Origin of the sequence: Gluconacetobacter sacchari, assembly GCF_014174255.1 — a bacterium.
Classification (GTDB): Bacteria; Pseudomonadota; Alphaproteobacteria; order Acetobacterales; family Acetobacteraceae; genus Gluconacetobacter; species Gluconacetobacter sacchari.
This window is the reverse complement of sequence record NZ_JABEQJ010000001.1, coordinates 100,710-119,888: the sequence shown is the minus strand read 5'-3', so window position 1 is coordinate 119,888 and position 19,179 is coordinate 100,710. Positions and strand designations below refer to the sequence as shown.

The window sequence follows — 19,179 nt, the reverse complement described above, 5'->3', positions numbered from 1 at the left end:
GGAGGGCCATGTATCTGGCCTCCGCCGCGCTCTGCCTTCTGCCCGCCCGGGCGGTCCTGGCGCAGACGGTGCCGACGCCGGTGCCGGGTGGTGTGACGGCCGGGATAGAGCCGGAAGACATCACCGTGATCGGCACCTCGCCGTTGCCCGGCTCGGGCATCGACCGCGACCGGTTGCCGGCCGCGACCGTCATCCTGACCGCGCATGATCTGCAACTGACCGGGACGGCCGACCTGCTGCATGCGCTGGATAGCCGCCTGGCGGGTGTCAGCCTCAATTCGGCCTCGGGCAATCCTTATCAGCCCACCATCGTCATGAACGGATTCCAGGCGTCGCCGTTGCAGGGAACGTCGCAGGGCATCGCCGTCTATCTCGATGGCGTGCGCTTCAACCAGGCGTTCGGCGACACGGTGAACTGGGACCTGATCCCGGACCTGGCGATCGAACGGGTGGCGGTCGAAGGATCGAACCCGGTCTTTGGCCTGAACGCCCTGGGCGGCGCGCTGAATGTGCGGATGAAGAATGGCTTCAACAGCAAGGGGGGCGAGTTCGACCTGTCCGGTGGGTCGTTCGGGCGCATCGTGGCGCAGGGTGACTATGCCGCGCGGCGGGGCAACTGGGGTTTCTATGTCGCCGCGCGGGAGGTGCATGAGGATGGCTGGCGCGACCTGCAAAGTTCCGACATCCAGACCCTGTACACCGATCTCGGCTGGAAGGGAGAGGCGACGGAAGTGCATGGCAGCCTGGACCTGGCCAACTCGGTGTTGAACGGGCCGGGAACCTCGCCGGTGGAATTGCTGCGCGCCGATCCGAGGGCGCAGTTTACTGCGCCCAACCAGATGGCGAACAAATTCATCCAGTTCGCCCTGAACGGCCGGCACAGTTTTACCGATACGCTGTCGATACAGGGGCAGGCGCATTACGATTATTTCCAGCAACGGGTTCTGAACGGCAATGCGCCCAATGACTCGCCCTGCGACGACGGGTCGGGCCTGATGTGTACCGATGACGGCGATCCTTCGACCACGCGGGGCGGGGCGACGATTCCTGATTTCCTGAACGGCGGCCCGTATTCCGAACTGGATCTGCAGACGACCAATACCAATGGCTATGGCGTATCGATGCAGGAGACCGAAACCCATTCTCTGTTCGGTCTGCGCAATCATGAGGTCGCGGGCGTCAGTTTCGATGGCGCGCAGACGATGTTCACCGGGTCCGCCCTGCTGGGCGGGATTACGCCGGTGACCCGCGTCTATTACGGCCCCGGCTACGTGATCGACGAACCGGGCGAGACCGTGCCGGTACGGGTGCGGGTGAACGATGCCTATGTCGGCGTGTTCGGCACCGACACGATCGACCTGACGCCGCGCCTGTCGCTGACCGGATCGATTCGCTACAATTTCGCGCAGATCAACCTGGCCGACCAGAATGGCGGGGATCTGAGCGGGCATCATGCCTATTCGGCGATCAATCCCGGAGGCGGGATCAGCTACCGCCTGACGGAGTGGGCGACGATTTATGGCGGCTATGCGGAAGCGAACCGGGCGCCGACGCCGGCCGAGCTGTCGTGCGCCGGGCCGCAGAACGCGTGCAGCCTGGCCAATTTCTTCGTCGGCGATCCGGACCTGAAGCAGGTGAGGGCCCATACGTTCGAGGCCGGGCTGCGTGGCGGCTTTGCCATCGGCCATGCCGGGCGGTTGAGCTACGATCTGGGGCTGTTCCGTACCGATGCAGACAACGACATCGTCTTTATCAATAGCGAGACGCTGAACCGCGCGTTTTTCGCCAATATCGGGGCGACCCGCCGCCAGGGTGGCAAGGTGCATCTGGCCTGGCAGGCGGATGGCTGGTCGGCGTGGCTGAATTATACCCATACCGACGCGACCTATCGCAGCGGCTTCGTCGAGGATGCGGGCAGCAATCCCGCCGCCGATGACGACGGCAACATCACCGTCAGCCGGGGGAACCGCCTGCCGGGCATTCCGCTGGACAAGCTGACCGGCGGCGTGGATGTGCGGATCACCCCGATCTGGACTGTCGGCGGCGATTTCGACTTGCAGGGCGGGCAGTATCTGTACGGCGACGAAGCCAACCTGACGCCGCGCCTGCCGGGATTCTTCGTGCTGAACCTGCATACGTCGGTCCAGGTGACACGCACGCTGCAATTGTTCGGCAGCATCTCGAACGTGACCGACCGAAACTATTACACCTATGGGACGTTTTCGCCGACCAACTCGGTCTATCTGTCGCAGGCGCCGGGGGCGACCAATCCGCGCAGCTACAGCCCCGCCGCGCCGATCGGCGGTTACGGGGGCGTGCGCGTGACGTTCTGAGCCCAGGCCCCAAGCCGGGTGCCTGTCGGCACCCGGTCCTTCATGTTGGCGGGTTTTCAGAAGAACCCCAGCTTCTTGGGGGCGTAGCTGACCAGAAGGTTCTTGGTCTGCTGGTAATGATCGAGCATCATGCGGTGGTTTTCGCGCCCGATGCCGGATTGCTTGTAGCCGCCGAACGCGGCGTGCGCCGGGTAGGCGTGATAGCAGTTCGTCCACACCCGCCCGGCCTTGATCGCCCGGCCGACGCGATAGGCGCGGGTGCCGTCGCGGGTCCAGATACCCGCCCCCAGGCCGAACACCGTGTCGTTGGCCAGTTTCACCGCCTCGGCATCGTCGCGGAAGGTGGTGACGGAGACGACGGGGCCGAAGATCTCTTCCTGGAAGATGCGCATCCGGTTGTTGCCCTGGAAGACCGTCGGCTGGATGTAGCAGCCATTCGCCAGGCTTTCCCCCACATCGGCCCGGGCGCCGCCCGTCAGCAGCTTCGCGCCTTCCTGCTGTCCGATTTCGATATAGGACAGGATCTTGTTCATCTGGTCGACGGAGGCCTGGGCGCCGACCATCGTCGCGAGATCCAGCGGGTTGCCCTGCCTGATCGCGGCGACCCGGCGCAGCGCGCGTTCCATGAACCGGTCATAGATGGATTCGTGGATCAGGGCGCGCGACGGGCAGGTGCAGACCTCGCCCTGGTTGAAGGCGAACAGGACGAAGCCTTCGATCGCCTTGTCGAGGAAATCGTCATCCTCGGACGCGATGTCGGCGAAGAAGACGTTGGGCGACTTGCCGCCCAGTTCCAGCGTGGCCGGGATCAGGTTGTCGGCCGCCGCGTGGGCGATCATCTTGCCGGTGGGCGTGGAGCCGGTGAAGGCGATCTTGGCGATCCGGCTGTTGGAGGCCAACGCCGTGCCGGCCTCGCGCCCGAAGCCGTTGACGATGTTCAGGACCCCGGCGGGCAGGATGTCGGCGATCAGTTCCGCCAGGACCATGATCGAGGCCGGCGTCTGCTCGGCCGGCTTCATCACCACGCAATTGCCCGCCGCGAGCGCCGGCGCCAGCTTCCAGGCGGCCATCAGCAGCGGGAAGTTCCAGGGGATGATCTGGCCGACCACGCCCAGCGGTTCGTGGAAATGATAGGCGACCGTGTCATGGTCGATTTCCGACAGCGCGCCTTCCTGCGCGCGGATGCAGGCGGCGAAATAACGGAAATGGTCGACGCACAGGGGCAGGTCGGCGTTCAGCGTCTCGCGCAGCGGCTTGCCGTTGTCCCAGCTTTCGGCGCGGGCCAGCAGTTCCAGATTGTCCTCGATCCGGTCGGCGATGCGGTTGAGCAGCAGCGCGCGCTGGGCTGCGGTGGTCTCGCCCCAGGCCTCGCGCGCCGCGTGGGCGGCGTCGAGCGCGCGTTCGACATCCTCGGCCCTGGAGCGCGCCACCTTGCACAGGATGCGGCCGTCGACCGGCGAGGGGTCGTCGAAATATTCGCCACTGAAGGGTGCGACCCAGCGGCCGCCGATAAAATTGTCGTACTGCGCCTTGAACGGTGACGACATGTCGATTCGATGGCTTTCCAGCGAGTCCATGGTCATTCTCCTTCTTGGTCGCCGCGAAAGAAGCGGCCGACCTTGGGAAAGTGACGATGGAGACTGGATTTGTCAGCGGGCCACGATCGGTCTGCCGCCCGATCTGTCGCACTTCCGCGACAGGTCTGGGTGTCGGCAGAATTCAGGCCGGCGTCCTAATGAATGTCGTGGCGTTTCAGCCGGCGGTGCAGCGTGGCGCGGCTGACGCCCAGTTCCCGCGCGGCGGCCGAGATGTTGCCGTTGCAGCGTTTCAGCACGCGTTGCAGGGCGGCGTGGGCGGCGCGGCCAGGATCTTCATGCCCGGTATCCGACAGCAGGTCGGGCAGCGTCATGGGCTTGCCGGCGCGCAGGCCGAACAGGGCGCGGGCGGCCTTGTTGGTGCCGACGATCACCTCGTTCTTGTCCAGGGCCAGCAGGGCCTGGGCCTCGTTGCCCAGCGAGATGATGCGATGGCCGGCGAAGGCCTCGCCGAACAGCCGGGTTTCGATCCGACGGGCGGCGTCCTCGACCACCAGCGACAGGAAGGAGAGCGTCGATGAATCGCAATCCTCGCGGCATGAGGAAATGTCGATGCCGCCCACGGGACTGCCCGACGGATCGTGGATGGGCGCCATGGTGCAACTGAGCCCCGCGTTGCGGGTGAAGAAATGCTGGTCGCGATGAATCGTCAGCACCCGGTCCTCGGCCAGGCAGGTGCCGATGCCGTTGGTGCCCTCATGGGCTTCGTCCCAGATGGCACCCAGTTTCAGGCCCCAGTTGCCAAAGATATCCTCGTCGCCGGGCAGGCATCTTTGCTCCAGCGCGACGCCGCGCGCGTCGCAGAGCAGCATGCAGAAACCCCCGCGGCGGACCGCGGAGGCCAGCCGGTCCAGAACGGGTTGTGCCGCGTGCAGCAGGAGCGCGCTGCGTTCGCGCGCCTCGCGGTAGGCCGGGGCGTCCAGGCGGCGCGGCGGCGCGTTGTGGTCCGGGGTCAGGCCGTAATGGCGCAGCGAGCGGGACCATGAGGCGGCGAGCGCCGACCGGCCGGACGCGGATTCGTCGCTCAGCATGCTGAAGATACGATCCGCGTGGGGCATTTTCGCGGTAGCGTGATGATTGTCGAGTGATCTTGTTTTCGTCACTCTTGGCCTCTGCGTTTCCGGCATGTCCGTTATGTCGAGACGCTAATCATGTGCGGACGGCCAGGGCAATCATGTCGTGTTCACAAATGCGCGGGAACCGGCCGGGGCCTCCGTCCCGGACCCGTCGGGAAACCGGAGCGGGCAAGGGCGGTTACTATCGCCGCAGCGGTGGAGAGGGGACGATGTCCATGCGTGATCATGACCATTCCGGGCCCCGGCGGCCGATGCCGACGCCCGCGCCCGGGCCGTTCGATCCGAATGATCCGATCCCCGGCGAGGTGCCGGATGAGGATCCGTTCGAGCCTGACGATGATGACGAGGGGCCCGTCCTGTAGGTGGCGGGTGGCTTCGGCTTTCAGATCATGCGCGCGCCGACGATGGTCAGCACGGTTGCCAGGACCACGCGCTGGACGCTCTCGCGGACCATGCCGACGAACAGGCTGCCCAGGATGATCCCGGGGATCGATCCGACCAGCAGGGACAGCAGCATGCCGGGATTGACCGAGCCCAGCAGCCAGTGCCCCAGTCCGGCGACCAATGTCAGCGGTACCGCGTGCGCGATGTCGGCCGCGACGATGCGTGCGGTCGATAATCCGGGATACAGCACCAGCAGCGCCGTCACGCCGATCGCGCCCGCCCCGACCGACGACAGCGAGACCAGAAGGCCCAGCAGCGCCCCGATGGCGATGGTCAGGACATGGGTCCGGCGGTCGGTCAGGCCGGCGGAGAAGCCGGCCAGACGCTGCATGATGGCTGCGCGAAACAGGATGCAGGGCGCGGTCAGCAGCAGGGCGATGCCCAGGCTGCGGGTGATCAGGTGCGTGGTGATCAAGGATGGGGCGCCCATCATATGCAGCACCACCAGGGCCAGCGCGGATGCCGGGATGCTGCCGCTGGCCAGCCGGCGCACCACCTTCCAGTCCACTCCGCCGGAAAATCCATGCACGCCGGTACCGACGGCCTTGGTGACCGCGGCGTAGAGCAGGTCGGTGCCCACCGCTGTCTGGGGATGCACGCCGAACAGCAGGATCAGCAAGGGTGTCATCAGGGACCCGCCGCCGACCCCGGTCAGGCCGACCAGAAAGCCCACGCCCAGGCCGGAGAGCGAATATAACGGCTGGATCATGTTGATGAAATTCATAACAAGGGATTCCGGGGGCGTGTCGAAGACAGCGCATCATAGTGAGGGTTTTTTTTCAATCAACGATCAAATATGGTGATACAGTTCGCAACGGGTGCGTAACGTGAGGGACCGTGATCATTCTTCTGCCGCTGCTGGTTCTGTGCGGCCTGTTGTTCTCCGTCCTGGTTTCGGGGCGGGAACTGCCTGCCAACGGGCCGCTCTGGGATAGCGCCATGGCGTGCGGCTTCATGGCCTACGGGCTGGTGGCGTTCCTGTTTCTGCTGACCGGGCGACCGCTGCGGATTCCCTTCAACGACGGGCGGTTCTTCACCGTCGCGCATCGTCTGTTCGGGTGCGTCGCCGGCCTGCTGATCGCCCTGCATGTCGGGCTGTCGCTGTGGGCCGAACCGCTGACGGTCCGTTATCTGCTGCCGGGTGGGCCCGGGTACATGCTGGCGGGGCTGGCGGGCATGCTGCTGGCCGTTCTGGACATCGGCCCGTCCTTTCCTGCCGCGCGCCGCCGGATCTGGCGGACGGCGACCCGCTTTCGCCAGGTGCATGGGCTGGCGGCGCTCGGCCTGCTGGGGCTGGCGAGCGTTCATATCACCTGGGCCCGCCTGCATGTGCAGGGGCGGCACCAGATCGCGGCGATCGCGGTGATCGCGGTCTGCTGCGCCATCGTGCCGTGGATCGGACGGCATGGTCGGCTGCCTCGGCCATCGGGGCATCGGCGCCGCAATACCGCGCCGGTCGCGGTTCGGCTGGCGGGAGTGGTCGGTGGCGTGTCGCTGGGAGTCAGCGTGGCGTATGGGCTTTATTTCAGCCGATGGCTGGCGCCGTGACCGGGTGGCTGCCTGCGTGCATGCTCGCGACAGTTCTTGGCATGGCGGCCGGAGTGGCCTGGTGGTGCGAAGCGGGTGCCGGTCATGCCGCGCCGATTCCGGTCGTGTTCCTGCATCGCGACCATGCGGCTTATAATTGTGTGCAGTGCCATCATGACGTGCTGGAACCCGCACTGGCGTCGGCTCCCGACCGGACCTGCTTCGGCTGCCATCGCACGTGGCCGGACCAGGCGGCGCTGGCGCTGTCGACATTTCATGATTTCTGCGAGGGTTGCCACCTGACGCGGCGCCGTGATCATGCCACCGCCGGTCCGGTCCGGTTGTGCCATGGTTGCCATGTGCCGCCGGCGGGCAGGAAGGGGCAGGATATCTTTTGAGGAAAACTGGCCTTATGCGACGCTGGACAGTCGCGTGACGATGGCGGTGAGGTCATTCTGGCTTCGGATGCCCATCTTCGAAAAGATGGTTTTCAGGGACGAGCGGGCGCTTTCGTAGGAGAGGCCGATCCGGGCCGCGCTTTCCTTCAGGGAGCCTGTATGCCCCAATGTCTGGGCCAGCATTGCCTCGGAGCGGGAGAGGCCCAGGGTTTGCAACATGGCGATCATGTTGCCCGTGTCGCGCGTGATGTCGTGAAAGAAGACGACCTTGCATCGGTCGTTTACGCTGAGATGGTCGAGGATGATGTCGGGCACCGGCATCGACCGGGCCAGCAATGTCCTGCCGTCGGGAGTGGTAAATGCCGCGATTTCGGACGATGCGGCGTTCGGAGGACGGTCCTGACGTGTTGAAATGAGTCGATCCCACAATTTCTGATTGTGCGCAGACAGGAAGGTTAGTCTATTGTTTGAGAGACGAAACAGACCATTGATGGCGCTGCTGCCGTATTTGTTTACGAAAATAACGTCTTCATTTTCTCTTACCAGGAAGATGCCGAACTTCATCTGGTCGTAAAGGTAGGATAGCCTGTTTACCTTCGAGGACAGTGCATGCATATTCCGGGCCATGAGGATTGAATTCTTTATATGACCCGAAAAAAAACACAGATCTATTTCAGATGTGGCTTTATCGTAAGAATAGTTTTTTCCTCTCTGCCCCGCTAGGAAGAACGCGATATCCTGCTGGCATATGTATATTCTTTCGGTGTGGGAACATCCATGTTTATTGAGAAAATCGACATAATAGGGGGAATTGCGGATTTCGTCGGGTGACAGGAGATCGATATCGCGTATCAAGCCCTTATACCGGGGGAGATTGGGGCGTAATCTACGGAACGGATTGATGTTGATGTAATAAGTATAATATTCATGGTCTGGTGTCTTGTCGACCGATGAACTGAGTTTCAGGGAGTCGTCGTTCGTATTTTCGGGGACAATCGCTATGCCCCTGTACCCGGTAATCTGCGCGAGACGTGACAGCGTCGGTGTCCAGTTTTCAGGATGGATGGCAGACGCGTAGATATCTTCCACCAACGTGTTGATCGTCATCATCGACATGGAAGACTCTGCCATGCTCCGCTACGGGGAGAAAAAAGTATAAACTCGCTTCCTGCGGCGGATTTTCGTTTTTGTAAATCCCCATTTGGGGTGTGAGGAGACGTTGCGCTTTTGTTAATCGTTTTCGTGCCCGGTTTCAGCAGCACGAAGGCGGCGCACGGGATATCGATATGTTAAGGATGCATGGCTGATCAGCGTTGCGGGCATAGAATGCTCTATTTTCGGAAAATTTTGCATTTTATGCAAATGAAATGGCGATTTCCGTAAAAATAACATGAGAAGCGCGAGTTTCTCAAATTTTTTGCGGAGACTTTGAATATTGAATAGTATAAAATATTAATAAATCGTGATATCTGCGACTTAGGGTCGGGGGAGCTGTCTCCAGGTGCGGCGGACCTCCTGGCGGAAGCGCGTGTCTGATATCTGATTGGGAATTCCATGAGGCGTCGGTTGGATAGGGCAATGCATTCGGGGCCGCTTCGTCGGGTCGTCATCGATTCCGTTCTTGCCGGTATCGTCGGGCTGTCGCTGATCGTGCTGGTCAGTGCGCTTGCGTTGTCGGATCGGCAGCAGGGACTGTTCGCGCTCGGTACAATCGCTCTGATGCTGTCGGTCAATCGCCTTCCGGGACGTCTGGTCAGTTGTTTCCTGATCACGCTGTCCATCATGATGTCGATGCGCTACATCGTCTGGCGGGTCGGGACGACGATCACCCATGACAATATCGTGCAATTCAGTCTGTCGATCGCGCTGCTTCTGGCCGAATGCTATGCCCTGCTTGTTCTCTGCCTGAGTTATTTCCAGATGGTCTGGCCGCTGGAGCGGCAGGTGCAACCGCTGCCGGCGGACAGGGCACTCTGGCCGACGGTCGATATCCTGGTTCCGACCTATCAGGAAAGCCTGGACGTGGTACGCGCGACGGTGCTTGCGGCGCAGGCGCTCGACTGGCCTGCGGACAGGCTGAATGTCTACATCCTGGACGACGGGCGGCGGCAGGATTTCCGCGATTTCGCCATCGCGTGCGGGGCCGGATATATCACGCGCCCGGACAATCGTTTCGCCAAGGCCGGGAATCTCAACCACGCGCTGGGCGTGATCGACGGCGAACTGGTTGTGGTATTCGACTGCGACCATGTGCCGGTGCATGATTTTCTGAAGCAGACGGTTGGCTGGATGGTGGCCGACCCGACGATGTGCATGCTGCAGACCGTGCATTATTTCTATTCGGCGGACCCGTTCCAACGCAATCTGACGGCGGTCGAACAGGTGCCGCCGGAAGGCAACATGTTCTATGGCCTGATCCAGGACGGGAACGATCTGTGGGATTCGGCCTTTTTCTGCGGGTCATGCGCCGTGATCAGACGCGCCGCGCTGGACAGTGTCGGGGGCTTCGCCACCGAGACCGTGACGGAAGATGCGCATACCGCCCTGAAGATGCAGCGCAAGGGCTGGAGTACCGGCTATCTGCGTCAGGCACTGGCGGGCGGACTGGCGACCGAACGGCTGATCTTCCATATCGGGCAGCGCATGCGCTGGGCGCGTGGAACGCTACAGATCATGCGGCTCGACAATCCCCTGCTGGGGCGTGGCCTGCGCTGGGAGCAGCGGCTCTGCTATCTGTCGTCGATGTCGCATTTCCTGTTCGCGGTGCCGCGCATCATCTTCCTGACAGCCCCGATGGCCTTCCTGCTTCTGGGGCAGAATGTCCTGAAGGCGTCGCCGCTGGCGGCCCTTGCTTATGCGGGGCCGCATATCCTGCATTCGATGCTGACCCTGTCGCGGATCGAAGGACGCTGGCGCTATACGTTCTGGAGTGAGCTTTACGAAACCTCGCTGGCCATGTTCCTCGTGCGTCTGACGGCGTCGACCTTTCTGCGGCCGACCAAGGGGCGTTTCAATGTGACGCGCAAGGGTACGCGGCTTCATAACGATTATTTCGATTTGCGGGCGGTCTATCCCAACGTCATCCTGGCCGTCCTGCTGGCGACGGCGGTGCTGCGCGGCATTTTCGGGGTGAGTATCGAGCGACTGGACCCGGCGGATTTCCAGTCGATGCTGCTCAATACATTCTGGGCCCTGTTCAGCCTGTTCATCGTTCTGGCGTCGATCGCGGTCGCCCGTGAAACGCGCCAGAGCCGTGTCCAGCATCGCGTGCGCGCCGACCTGCCGGTTACGCTGCGCACGGAGACCGGCGAGACCTGGCGGACCCGTACCACCGATCTGTCGCTGGGCGGGGCCGGGCTTCTGGTGCCGGAGGGAATGCGGATCGCCGGACCGATGCGGGTCGTCCTTGATTACGACGATGCGCGGTACGGTATCGACGTTTCGGTGCCTGTCGAGATCCTGCGGCAGCGCGGAGACCGGATTCATGCGCGCTGGCTGATTTCGGGGCTGCATGAGGAGCGGCAGGTCGTTTCGATGATCTTCGGGCGTCTGGATGCCTGGGCCTCGTGGGACGATTTTCCCCGAGACCGGCCTATCAGGAGCTTTTTCATCATCCTCAGGAACATTGCCGCCCTGTTCAGGCCCCGTTCCAACGAGGTTCGTTCCGTCATTTCCGGCGAGGACGCGTCGTCCGACGACGTGCCAGCCAAGACATTGGAGAAGGCAAGTTTCGTGGTGAAACCTTCACGACAGGCCGCGCAGCGTGGCGTAGTGGCTTCCTGTCTTCTGGCGGCGGGCCTGGCGATGGCAGGCATTCCGCCGGCCCTTGGGCAGACCGGCGAGGCATCGGCCGCGCTGCCGGCCGCGCCGGGGCTGCCGATCAACGACCCCAATGCCGGCGACCGTAATCCGGCATCGGCGGCCGATGCCGCCATCGCCGCGCGCGTCTCGGATACCGAGGTGACGAATACGCTCTCGCTACGTGATCTTGGGGTGTCCGGTCCCATGGTCCTGCGCGGATACAGCCCGCTTCAGGGCGTGACTGTCGCGGTGCCGGCCAACCGCGTCGTGACCCACGCGCAACTGACGCTGTCCGGTGCGCTGTCGCCTGAGCTGCTTCCCGAAGCGAGCGCGGTGACGGTGACGCTGAACGAGCAATATATCGGTACCATAAAGGTTGATCCGGCGCATCCACAGTTCGGGCCGCTGACATTCGATATCAATCCGATGTATTTCGGCGGAAAGAACACGTTGAATTTTCATTTCGCCGGCGAATATCGGCGGGATTGCAACGATCTTTATAACGAGGTGCTGTGGGCGCGCATTTCCGACCTGTCGCGCCTGACGCTGACCACGGTGCGGATCGCGCCCGAGCGGGTGCTGTCGCGCCTGCCTGCGCCGTTCTTCGATCCGAATCTGCGCACGCCGGTGCGGATTCCGATGGTGGTGCCCGCCACCGGGGCCAGCATGCGGGCCAGCGGCATGATCGCGTCCTGGTTCGGCAAGCTGGCGGATTTCCGGGACTTCGCTTTCCCGGTCACCAACGCGATCCCGGATGCCGGCAATGCGATCGAGATCGGCGAGAATCTTCCCGTCGGGCCCGATGGCCAAATGCCCCATGGGCCGACATTGCTCGAAATACCCAACCCCAATGATCGCTGGGGAACGGTGCTGGTCGTGACCGGGCGTAACCCGCAGGAAGTGGAGATCGCGGCGCGGGCGCTGGTACTGTCGCCCTCGACGCTGGGGGCGGTGAGCGTGCAGGTGGTGGCGAATATCGAGGCCGACCCGCGCAAACCGTATGACGCGCCGTCTTTCGTGCCGACAGATCGTCCTGTTCGTTTCGGTGAACTGGCGCCGGCCGAGGCGCTGGAAGCGAACGGTTTCGCGCCCGCATCGCTCGCCATGCCGTTTCATCTGCCGACCGATCTTTATACCTGGCGGCAGCGGCCGTTCCTGATGGATTTGTGGATCCATCCGCCGGGGGTCATCGGTGGCACGACGGTCGATCTGGCGAGTTCGCGACTGGATGTGTCGATCAATGACATCTTCCTGCAACGGTCTTCGATGATCGCGTCGGGTACCTGGGATACGTGGTCGCGGCGGCTGGTCAATCCGCATTTCGGCACGGTCGGCATCCAGGTGGCGGTGCCGCCTTCGGCGCTGTTCGGCCAGAATCAGCTTCAATTCGCATTCGATGCCAGGCCGGTCGATCGTGGCGCCTGCCGTCATGTGCCGATCGACCTCCATACCAGCGTCGATGAATCCTCGGTGCTCGATTTCCGGCGCGCCTATCATTTCACCATGCTTCCGGACCTGGCCCAGTTCGCCCAGATCGGCTTCCCCTTCACGCGGATGGCGGATTTGTCGGAAACGACGGTGGTCATGCCGCGTCATCCGGACAACGCGACCTTGGAGGCTTATCTGGACCTGATGGGGATCTTCGGCGCGACGACATGGTATCCCACGACCGGCGTCTCGATCGTCTATGCGGATAGTCTGAATGCCAATCCGCCGTCGGGCGACATCATTTTCCTGACGACGGCGGGGCATGTGCATGAAGCCGATCCATTGCTTTCCCGCGCGCCTTATCAGGTGGATCAGGACCGGATCCTGGCTGGACAGATCACAGGTTTGCAAGGAATCCGCTACCTGTTCCAGGACCGGGACCAGAGCGGACTGCGTAATGCCGTGACGGCCAGGCTGCGGGCGCCGATCGTGGGGGCAGGACTGTTGATCGGCGCGCAATCGCCCTTTGCTTCCCATCGATCGGTCGTGGCGATCGTCGGCGACACGTCGCAGCGATTGCGGGAGATGGTGCTGTCGCTGCGCGACGCGGCCGTTCATCCGCTGATCCAGGGCGACCTGGTCATCAAGAACGGCGATCGGGTCTCCAGCTATCGCTCGGCGCCGCGTTATACGGTCGGGTCGCTGCCGTTATGGATGTGGCCGGCCTGGTACCTCGATGGCCATCTGTTCGGCCTGTCGCTGGCCGGTCTGCTCGGCACGGGTCTGCTGGCCTATGTGATCTGGCGGGGCCTGCGGCGCCGGGCACATCGGCGCCTGGGCGACATGCCCACTCACGATGATTGAGCAATAACTTTCCCTTAGAGAATGACAATGAGGAACGGAAACCGGATATGAGTGCGCTTCTCGCGGGACTGACGCTGCTGATCATCGGCGACAGCCATGTGACCTTCAAGGACTCGCTGCTGTCGGTCCTGCCGGACGCGTTGACGGCGCAGGGGGCGAAAGTCGTGGCCTATGGGGTCTGCTCGTCGCAGGCGGCGGACTGGGTGGTGCCGAATCCGAACAATGGCTGCGGCGCGGCCGAACGGATCGACGATGCCCCGATCGGGCCGCCGGACATGAAGCCTGCCGCGCCGCCCGCGATGGCGTCGCTGCTGGAGAAATGGCATCCAAATGTGGTGATGGTGGTGCTGGGCGATACCATGGCGTCCTACGGCCAGGAGAGTGTTTCCAGATCGTGGCTCGACGAGCAGGTGAAGACCCTGACCTACACGATCGGCAAGACCGCCTGTATCTGGATCGGGCCGACCTGGGGCCAGTACAGTCCGCGCTATGGCAAGACCGACGCGCGGGCCGCGGAAATGGCGGCTCTTCTCAAGAGCGAAGTCGCGCCCTGCACCTATATCGACGGTACCGCGCTGATGAAGCCGGGTTCGGTCGCCACTATCGACGGGATTCACGCCACGCCGGCCAGTTATCGGGTTTGGGGAGATGCGATCCTACAGGCGACGGTGCCGCTATTGCAGAAGATCAAGGCTGGGACGCCGGCCGCGCAGTAGCGCATCCTGGCATGTTCGCAACCCATTGACAGCGTATGAGTACGAAAGGCCGGAATGTTACAGCGTGCCACGACAGTTTCTGAGCCGGGTGGCTGGTGGGAAGCCCTGCGGCGAGATTTCCTCCCGGCTGACCGCCGGAGAGATATTGACGGCCTGCGCGGCGTGGCCGTGCTGCTGGTGGTGTTGTTTCATGCCGGGTGGATTCGTGGCGGGTTCATCGGTGTCGATGTGTTCATCGTGATTTCCGGCTATTTCATGGGCCGGTCCGCGTTGCTTCAATCGCCGTTTCGGCCGGTGCATTTCATGTGCCGGCGCCTGTATCGGCTGCTGCCGGCCCTGCTATGCATGATCGTCGCGGTCTGCGCGGCGATGATGTGGTGGGTCCTGCCCAGCGATCGGGCCGATATCGCGCTCAATGGCGCCTATGCGCTGGTCTATCTGTCGAACCTGTGGGCCGCCGGCCATGTCGGATATTTCGAGGGGCAGAGCATCGCCTATCCGTTCCTGCATACCTGGTCGCTCTCGCTGGAGATGCAGTTCTATACGATCATCTTCTTCATGGCGCTGTTCCTGCCCTATGTCAGGCATCGCGGCTGGGCGATCGTCGGGATCTTCGCGCTGTCCTTCGCGTTCAGTGTGACGGCCCATCTGCGCGGCGATGTCCAGGCCTATTACAGCATTTTCGATCGGATGTGGCAGTTCTCGCTCGGCACCATGATCTGGCTGCTGCCGAAGATCCGCCTGCCGTCCATTGCCGCGAACCTGGCGAGCGCGGTGGCGTGTGCGGCGATCATCCTGGCCGGATTGTTCTATTCCCTGCGTTTTGCCTGCCCGTCCTCCATGTCGATCGTGCCATGTCTGGCGGCGGCCGTGCTGATCGCGCTGCCGCAGACCTGGGTTTCACGGACGGGATTGAGCGTGCTGTCGCCGCTCGGCGTGATGTCGTATTCCGTCTATCTGTGGCATTGGCCCTGTATCGTCCTGGCGAACTACCTGCTGGTTTTTTCCGTACATGGCTGGGTCATGGCCGGCGTGCTGGTCCTTGCGCTGGTCGCCAGTTTTATAAGTTATGTCTGCGTCGAGCGGAACGGGCTGGCGTATGAAGGCCGCGTGGCCATGTCGGTCCGGGTGCGTGGAGCATTGTGCCTGGTCGGAGCCAGCGGGCTCGTCGCGCTGGGCCTGTCCATCGTATCGGCGGTGTCCCGTGTCCATTAGGCCGCGCTCGCCCTTGGGGCATGGACGATTGCGTGCATATCTGACCGGCATGACGATGCTGGGCGGTGTGCTCGCCCTGGGGGTGGCATATGCCCCGCAGGCGCCCGCAAGTCCCGCGCCGGCGGCCGATGCCAGTCTGGCGCGGGCCAGAGCGGTACTGGAACTGGTGTTGGAGCAAGGTCATTACTGGATCGATGCGGGACAGCTCGCCAGGGCGCGCGAAAGTATCGAGCGCGCGCTGGCGATCCAGCCGAACAATCCCGACGCGCTGGGCATGTTGTGCGCGGTGCAGATCGGCGCCGGCGACAGCGCGGCCGCGCAACTGACGGTGAATCGCCTGGCCGCCGCCGGGGGCGGCGCGGCGCAACTGGCGCGGCTGCGCGCGGCCCTGCGGGCGGGGCCGGTGGATCCGAAGGGTCTGGCGGAGGCCCGCAAGCTGGCCGGATCGGGCAGCATGTTGGCCGCGATGCTGCGGTATCGCGCGCTGTTTCATGACGGCGAGCCGCCGCCCGCGCTGGCACTGGAATATTACCGAGTGCTGGGCGGCACCATTCTTGGATATAACGAGGCCCGCGCCAGGCTGTCGGCGATGGTGGCGGAAAGCCCGTACGATCTGAACGCGCGACTGGCGCTGGCGCAGGTCCAGACCTATCGCGATTCATCACGGGCCCAGGGACTGGCGGAACTGCGCCGCCTGGCGGGAGCCGACACGCAGCCCCTGATCCGCACGCAGGCCATCGCGGCCTGGCGTGCAACGCTGTCCTGGGTGCCGATCGTGGGCGCCAGTATTCCGCTCTACGAGGACTGGCTGGCCCTGCATCCGGACGATGCGGCGATCGTCACCCGGTTGGAGAGGGCCCGGGCCGTCCAGGCGGAGATCGATGCGGGGAATGGCCGGACCGAAGGGTTCGTCCTGCTGGGGCAAGGCCGGCTGGACGGGGCCAGCGCCGCCTTCCAGCGCGCATTGATCGCCAGTCCGAAAGACGCGGACGTGCTGGGTGGGCTGGGGCTGGTGGCACAGCGGCGCAACCGGATCGCGGCCGCCCGCCGCCTGTTCCAGCAGGCGATCGCCGCGGATCCGGCGCATGCATCCCATTGGCGGGCCGCGTTGACGGCGTTGAATGCCAAAGGTGGGAATGATCCGGAGATTGTCGCGATCAACCGCCTGATGGCGGCGGGACGCTATGACGCCGCGCGGAGGGCACTCGCGCATCTGGCGCGGCGCCCTGAAATGGCGTCTGCATCGCTGCTGATGACCGCCGGGCTCGATCGGCTGCAAGGGCAGCCGGCCGAAGCAGAGCGTCTTTATCGGCAGGCGTTGCGGCGGCGGCCGGCCGATCCCGATGCCCTCTTCAATCTGGCGGACCTGTTGTACCAGGCCGGACAGGTGGAGGAGGCACGCGTCCTGGCGGCCAGGGTCGCGGCCCTGCGGCCGGCGTTGCTGCCCCGGCTGCAAGCCGCGGACGACGCGGTGCGTGCCGCCCGGGCCGAGACCGATGCCGAGCGGATCGGCCTGTTGCGCCAGGCCCTGGGACGGGTGCCGGGCGACCCGTGGCTGATCTTGCGCCTGGCGCAGGCACTCTATCATGGCGGCAAGATCGCCGAGGCCCGGAGGGCGATGGAGGCCTTGACCGGCGACAGGCACGGCACCGCGGCCAACCTGCAGGCCGGTGTGATCTTCGCGATGAACAGGCGAGATTACGATGAGGCGGGGGGGCTGCTGGAGCGGTTGCCGGTGGAAACGCGCGGTCCGGACATGCGGCGTGCCGCCGAACTGGTTGCATTCCATCGCCGCGTCGCCGCCATGCCGATGGAGGATGCGCGGTCGATACGGGCACTGGCCGACCAGCCGGATCCGACTGGCGACCGTGCGGCGATCCTGGTCGATGCGCTGCTGGCGCGGCACGACCGGGACGGCGCGCTGTGGGTGCTGGCGCATGAGAGTGCGATCACCGTGTCCCCCACCCCTGCGCAGAAACTGCTCTATGCCGGTCTGGCGCTGCGCCTGAACGCGCCCGGCGACGCACAGCGTGAACTGGACGGATATGACCGGCTTGTGCGGGCCGGCGTTGTGCGGCAGGCGGCCGATGCGGTGCTGGCGCGTGCGGACCTGGCGGTCGGGGTCGCGATCCAGCAGAGCGACGGGGATGTGCGTGCCGGGCGGCCGCGGGAGGCCTATCGCGTGATCGCGCCGATCGTCGGCCTGCATCCGGATTCGGTGCCGGCGTGGCTGGCCCTGGGGCGTGTCTACCATGCGTTGAAGCAGCCGCGGATGGCGTTGCGCGCCGATCGGGAAGCGCTGCGGCGGGAGCCGCGATCCGTCGATGCGTTGGCGGCCGTGACGCTGGACGCGCTGGGGCTGGACGACCGGCCGGCGGCCCGGGCGATGGAGCGGCGCCTGCTGGCCAATGCGCCCCGGCGGGCGACGACCTGGCGGATAAAGGCCGAGAACGATCGCCTCGACGGACACGACCGCCAGCAGGAGGCGGACCTGGTCTTTGCCCGCATGCTGCAATGCAGCGAGGAACAGGGACCTGCCTGCGCGCCCGCCGTCCGGCGGAAGCCGGATTATCGCTGGCCCGAGATCGAGACCGCCTATGTGCCGCTGCGTGGCGCCCCGCTGCCCGCCAGCGAACATTATCTGCCGCAGGATGGCCCGGTCGGGTCCATGAACCGGCAGATCGTCTATCTGCATGAGAGCACGTCGCCACAACTGGATGCCAACACCTATGTCCGCAGCCGTTCGGGTACGGTCGGGCTGGGGCAGTTGACCGAACTGGCGGTGCCCGTCACCGGAACGATCCCGTTCGCCTCCTGGCGGAACCGGGTTTCGGTCTCGATCACGCCTACGTTCCTCTTTACCGGCGATCCGCTGAGTCGCGCCTACAGCGCCGCCCGGTTCGGCACGGTTCCGCTCCTGGGTGACCGTTTCGGCGGACATCATGCCTATGACGCGCAGGGGGTCGGGCTGGATATCCGCTATGTCGACCATTGGTTCGCGGCCGATGTGGGCGCCAGCCCGCTGGGTTTCCCCATCGCCAACGTGTTGGGCGGGGTGGAATTTGCGCCGCGGCTGACCGACAACCTGACGCTGCGGATCACTGGCGACCGGCGGATGGTGACCGACAGCGAATTGTCCTATGCCGGCATGCGCGATCCGGGAACCGGCAAGGTGTGGGGCGGCGTCACGCGGATTGCGGGACATGGTTCGCTGGAGTGGGCCAACGAGATCTGGAACGCCTATGCCGGCGGTGGATTCGCGTTCCTGGAGGGGAGCCATGTCGCGGGGAATACCGAGGCCGATGCCGCGCTGGGTGGCAGCGCCACCGTGTGGGAGCGGGCGCATCGGCAGAGGTTGCGGCTTGGCCTGGATGCCGAATATATGGGGTATCGCCGGAATGAATACGCCTTCACCCTTGGCCAGGGCGGTTATTTCTCGCCGCAAAGCTATTTTGCCGTCATGCCCTCGCTTGATTATTCGGGCCATGTCGACCGTTGGACATGGTCGGTGCGGGGCGCGGTCGGGTACCAGAATTATCATGTGAACGGTGCGCCGTATTTTCCGCTGGATCCGGACATGCAGAGAATGATGGCCGTGCCTGGGCCGAACCGTTTCGACAGCCAGGGTGCCAGCGGTGTGGCCGGCAGCGGCCGGGCGCGGATCGTCTATCAGGTGACCGATGGCCTGCGTCTGGGGATCGAAGGCGGCTATATCCGGTCGGGGAGCTGGTCCGAGGCCAGTGGCATGCTGATGGCGCATTATCAGTTCGGCGGACCGTAGG

The 19,179-nt window shown here is 64.2% G+C and carries 12 protein-coding genes; 8 read left to right on the top strand and 4 right to left on the bottom strand.

Translation table 11 applies throughout. The annotated features are described in order from the left end of the window. Positions 1–8: 8 nt before the first annotated feature. Positions 9–2,333, top strand: coding sequence for a TonB-dependent receptor (locus HLH48_RS00530; RefSeq protein ID WP_182995546.1), 2,325 nt, complete (start codon positions 9–11; stop codon positions 2,331–2,333). A gap of 56 nt (positions 2,334–2,389) precedes the next feature. On the opposite strand, the gene exaC is transcribed toward HLH48_RS00530, so the two are convergent. Next, entirely contained in the window at positions 2,390–3,910 is a 1,521-nt protein-coding gene (gene exaC / locus HLH48_RS00525) for an acetaldehyde dehydrogenase ExaC (RefSeq protein WP_182995545.1), read from the bottom strand. A gap of 155 nt (positions 3,911–4,065) precedes the next feature. Further along, the gene (locus tag HLH48_RS00520) at positions 4,066–4,959 is read right to left on the bottom strand and encodes a helix-turn-helix domain-containing protein (RefSeq protein ID WP_246386611.1); all 894 of its coding nucleotides are present in this window, start codon (positions 4,957–4,959) and stop codon (positions 4,066–4,068) included. Between the two features lie 254 nt (positions 4,960–5,213). Here HLH48_RS00520 and HLH48_RS00515 point away from each other — a divergent pair, with 254 nt between their 5' ends. Continuing rightward, positions 5,214–5,366 carry a hypothetical protein gene (locus HLH48_RS00515; protein ID WP_182995543.1) on the top strand — a complete coding sequence of 51 codons (153 nt, stop codon included), beginning with the start codon at positions 5,214–5,216 and terminating at the stop codon, positions 5,364–5,366. A 20-nt stretch (positions 5,367–5,386) separates the two neighbouring features. Here HLH48_RS00515 and HLH48_RS00510 read toward each other — a convergent pair whose 3' ends face one another. After that, a complete protein-coding gene (locus HLH48_RS00510; protein ID WP_182995542.1) occupies positions 5,387–6,172 on the bottom strand; it encodes a sulfite exporter TauE/SafE family protein in 786 nt (261 codons plus the stop codon). Between the two features lie 113 nt (positions 6,173–6,285). Here HLH48_RS00510 and HLH48_RS00505 point away from each other — a divergent pair, with 113 nt between their 5' ends. Together HLH48_RS00505 and HLH48_RS00500 are read left to right on the top strand one after the other, a co-directional pair. Then, positions 6,286–6,996 carry a ferric reductase-like transmembrane domain-containing protein gene (locus HLH48_RS00505; RefSeq protein ID WP_182995541.1) on the top strand — a complete coding sequence of 237 codons (711 nt, stop codon included), beginning with the start codon at positions 6,286–6,288 and terminating at the stop codon, positions 6,994–6,996. A 20-nt stretch (positions 6,997–7,016) separates the two neighbouring features. After that, positions 7,017–7,373: a cytochrome c3 family protein gene (locus HLH48_RS00500; protein ID WP_182995540.1), complete on the top strand. Its 357-nt coding sequence runs from the start codon at positions 7,017–7,019 to the stop codon at positions 7,371–7,373. Between the two features lie 12 nt (positions 7,374–7,385). Here HLH48_RS00500 and HLH48_RS00495 read toward each other — a convergent pair whose 3' ends face one another. Beyond that, positions 7,386–8,489 carry a helix-turn-helix transcriptional regulator gene (locus HLH48_RS00495; protein ID WP_182995539.1) on the bottom strand — a complete coding sequence of 368 codons (1,104 nt, stop codon included), beginning with the start codon at positions 8,487–8,489 and terminating at the stop codon, positions 7,386–7,388. Positions 8,490–8,951: 462 nt separating this feature from the next. Between HLH48_RS00495 and bcsA the strand changes: the two genes are divergently transcribed. The 4 genes from bcsA to HLH48_RS00475 are packed head-to-tail and all read left to right on the top strand — an operon-like array spanning position 8,952 to position 19,178. Continuing rightward, on the top strand, positions 8,952–13,466 hold the full coding sequence (gene bcsA, locus HLH48_RS00490; RefSeq protein WP_182995538.1) for a UDP-forming cellulose synthase catalytic subunit: 4,515 nt from the start codon (positions 8,952–8,954) through the stop codon (positions 13,464–13,466). Between the two features lie 47 nt (positions 13,467–13,513). After that, positions 13,514–14,182 carry an SGNH/GDSL hydrolase family protein gene (locus tag HLH48_RS00485; RefSeq protein ID WP_182995537.1) on the top strand — a complete coding sequence of 223 codons (669 nt, stop codon included), beginning with the start codon at positions 13,514–13,516 and terminating at the stop codon, positions 14,180–14,182. Positions 14,183–14,236: 54 nt separating this feature from the next. After that, positions 14,237–15,397, top strand: a complete 1,161-nt coding sequence (locus HLH48_RS00480; RefSeq protein ID WP_182995536.1) for an acyltransferase family protein — start codon at positions 14,237–14,239, stop codon at positions 15,395–15,397. Positions 15,398–15,425: 28 nt separating this feature from the next. After that, positions 15,426–19,178 (top strand): cellulose biosynthesis protein BcsC, encoded by a 3,753-nt coding sequence (locus HLH48_RS00475; RefSeq protein WP_182995535.1) that lies wholly within the window; start codon positions 15,426–15,428, stop codon positions 19,176–19,178. Position 19,179 lies beyond the last annotated feature (1 nt).

Excerpts from the sequence above, each read along its gene's own strand:
- HLH48_RS00530 (WP_182995546.1), top strand. The coding sequence starts at position 9 with ATGTATCTGGCCTCCGCCGCGCTCTGCCTTCTGCCCGCCCGGGCGGTC.
- exaC (WP_182995545.1), bottom strand. The coding sequence starts at position 3,910 with ATGGACTCGCTGGAAAGCCATCGAATCGACATGTCGTCACCGTTCAAG.
- HLH48_RS00520 (WP_246386611.1), bottom strand. The coding sequence starts at position 4,959 with ATGCTGAGCGACGAATCCGCGTCCGGCCGGTCGGCGCTCGCCGCCTCA.
- HLH48_RS00515 (WP_182995543.1), top strand. The coding sequence starts at position 5,214 with ATGTCCATGCGTGATCATGACCATTCCGGGCCCCGGCGGCCGATGCCG.
- HLH48_RS00510 (WP_182995542.1), bottom strand. The coding sequence starts at position 6,172 with ATGAATTTCATCAACATGATCCAGCCGTTATATTCGCTCTCCGGCCTG.
- HLH48_RS00500 (WP_182995540.1), top strand. The coding sequence starts at position 7,017 with ATGCTCGCGACAGTTCTTGGCATGGCGGCCGGAGTGGCCTGGTGGTGC.
- HLH48_RS00495 (WP_182995539.1), bottom strand. The coding sequence starts at position 8,489 with ATGTCGATGATGACGATCAACACGTTGGTGGAAGATATCTACGCGTCT.
- bcsA (WP_182995538.1), top strand. The coding sequence starts at position 8,952 with ATGCATTCGGGGCCGCTTCGTCGGGTCGTCATCGATTCCGTTCTTGCC.
- HLH48_RS00485 (WP_182995537.1), top strand. The coding sequence starts at position 13,514 with ATGAGTGCGCTTCTCGCGGGACTGACGCTGCTGATCATCGGCGACAGC.
- HLH48_RS00480 (WP_182995536.1), top strand. The coding sequence starts at position 14,237 with ATGTTACAGCGTGCCACGACAGTTTCTGAGCCGGGTGGCTGGTGGGAA.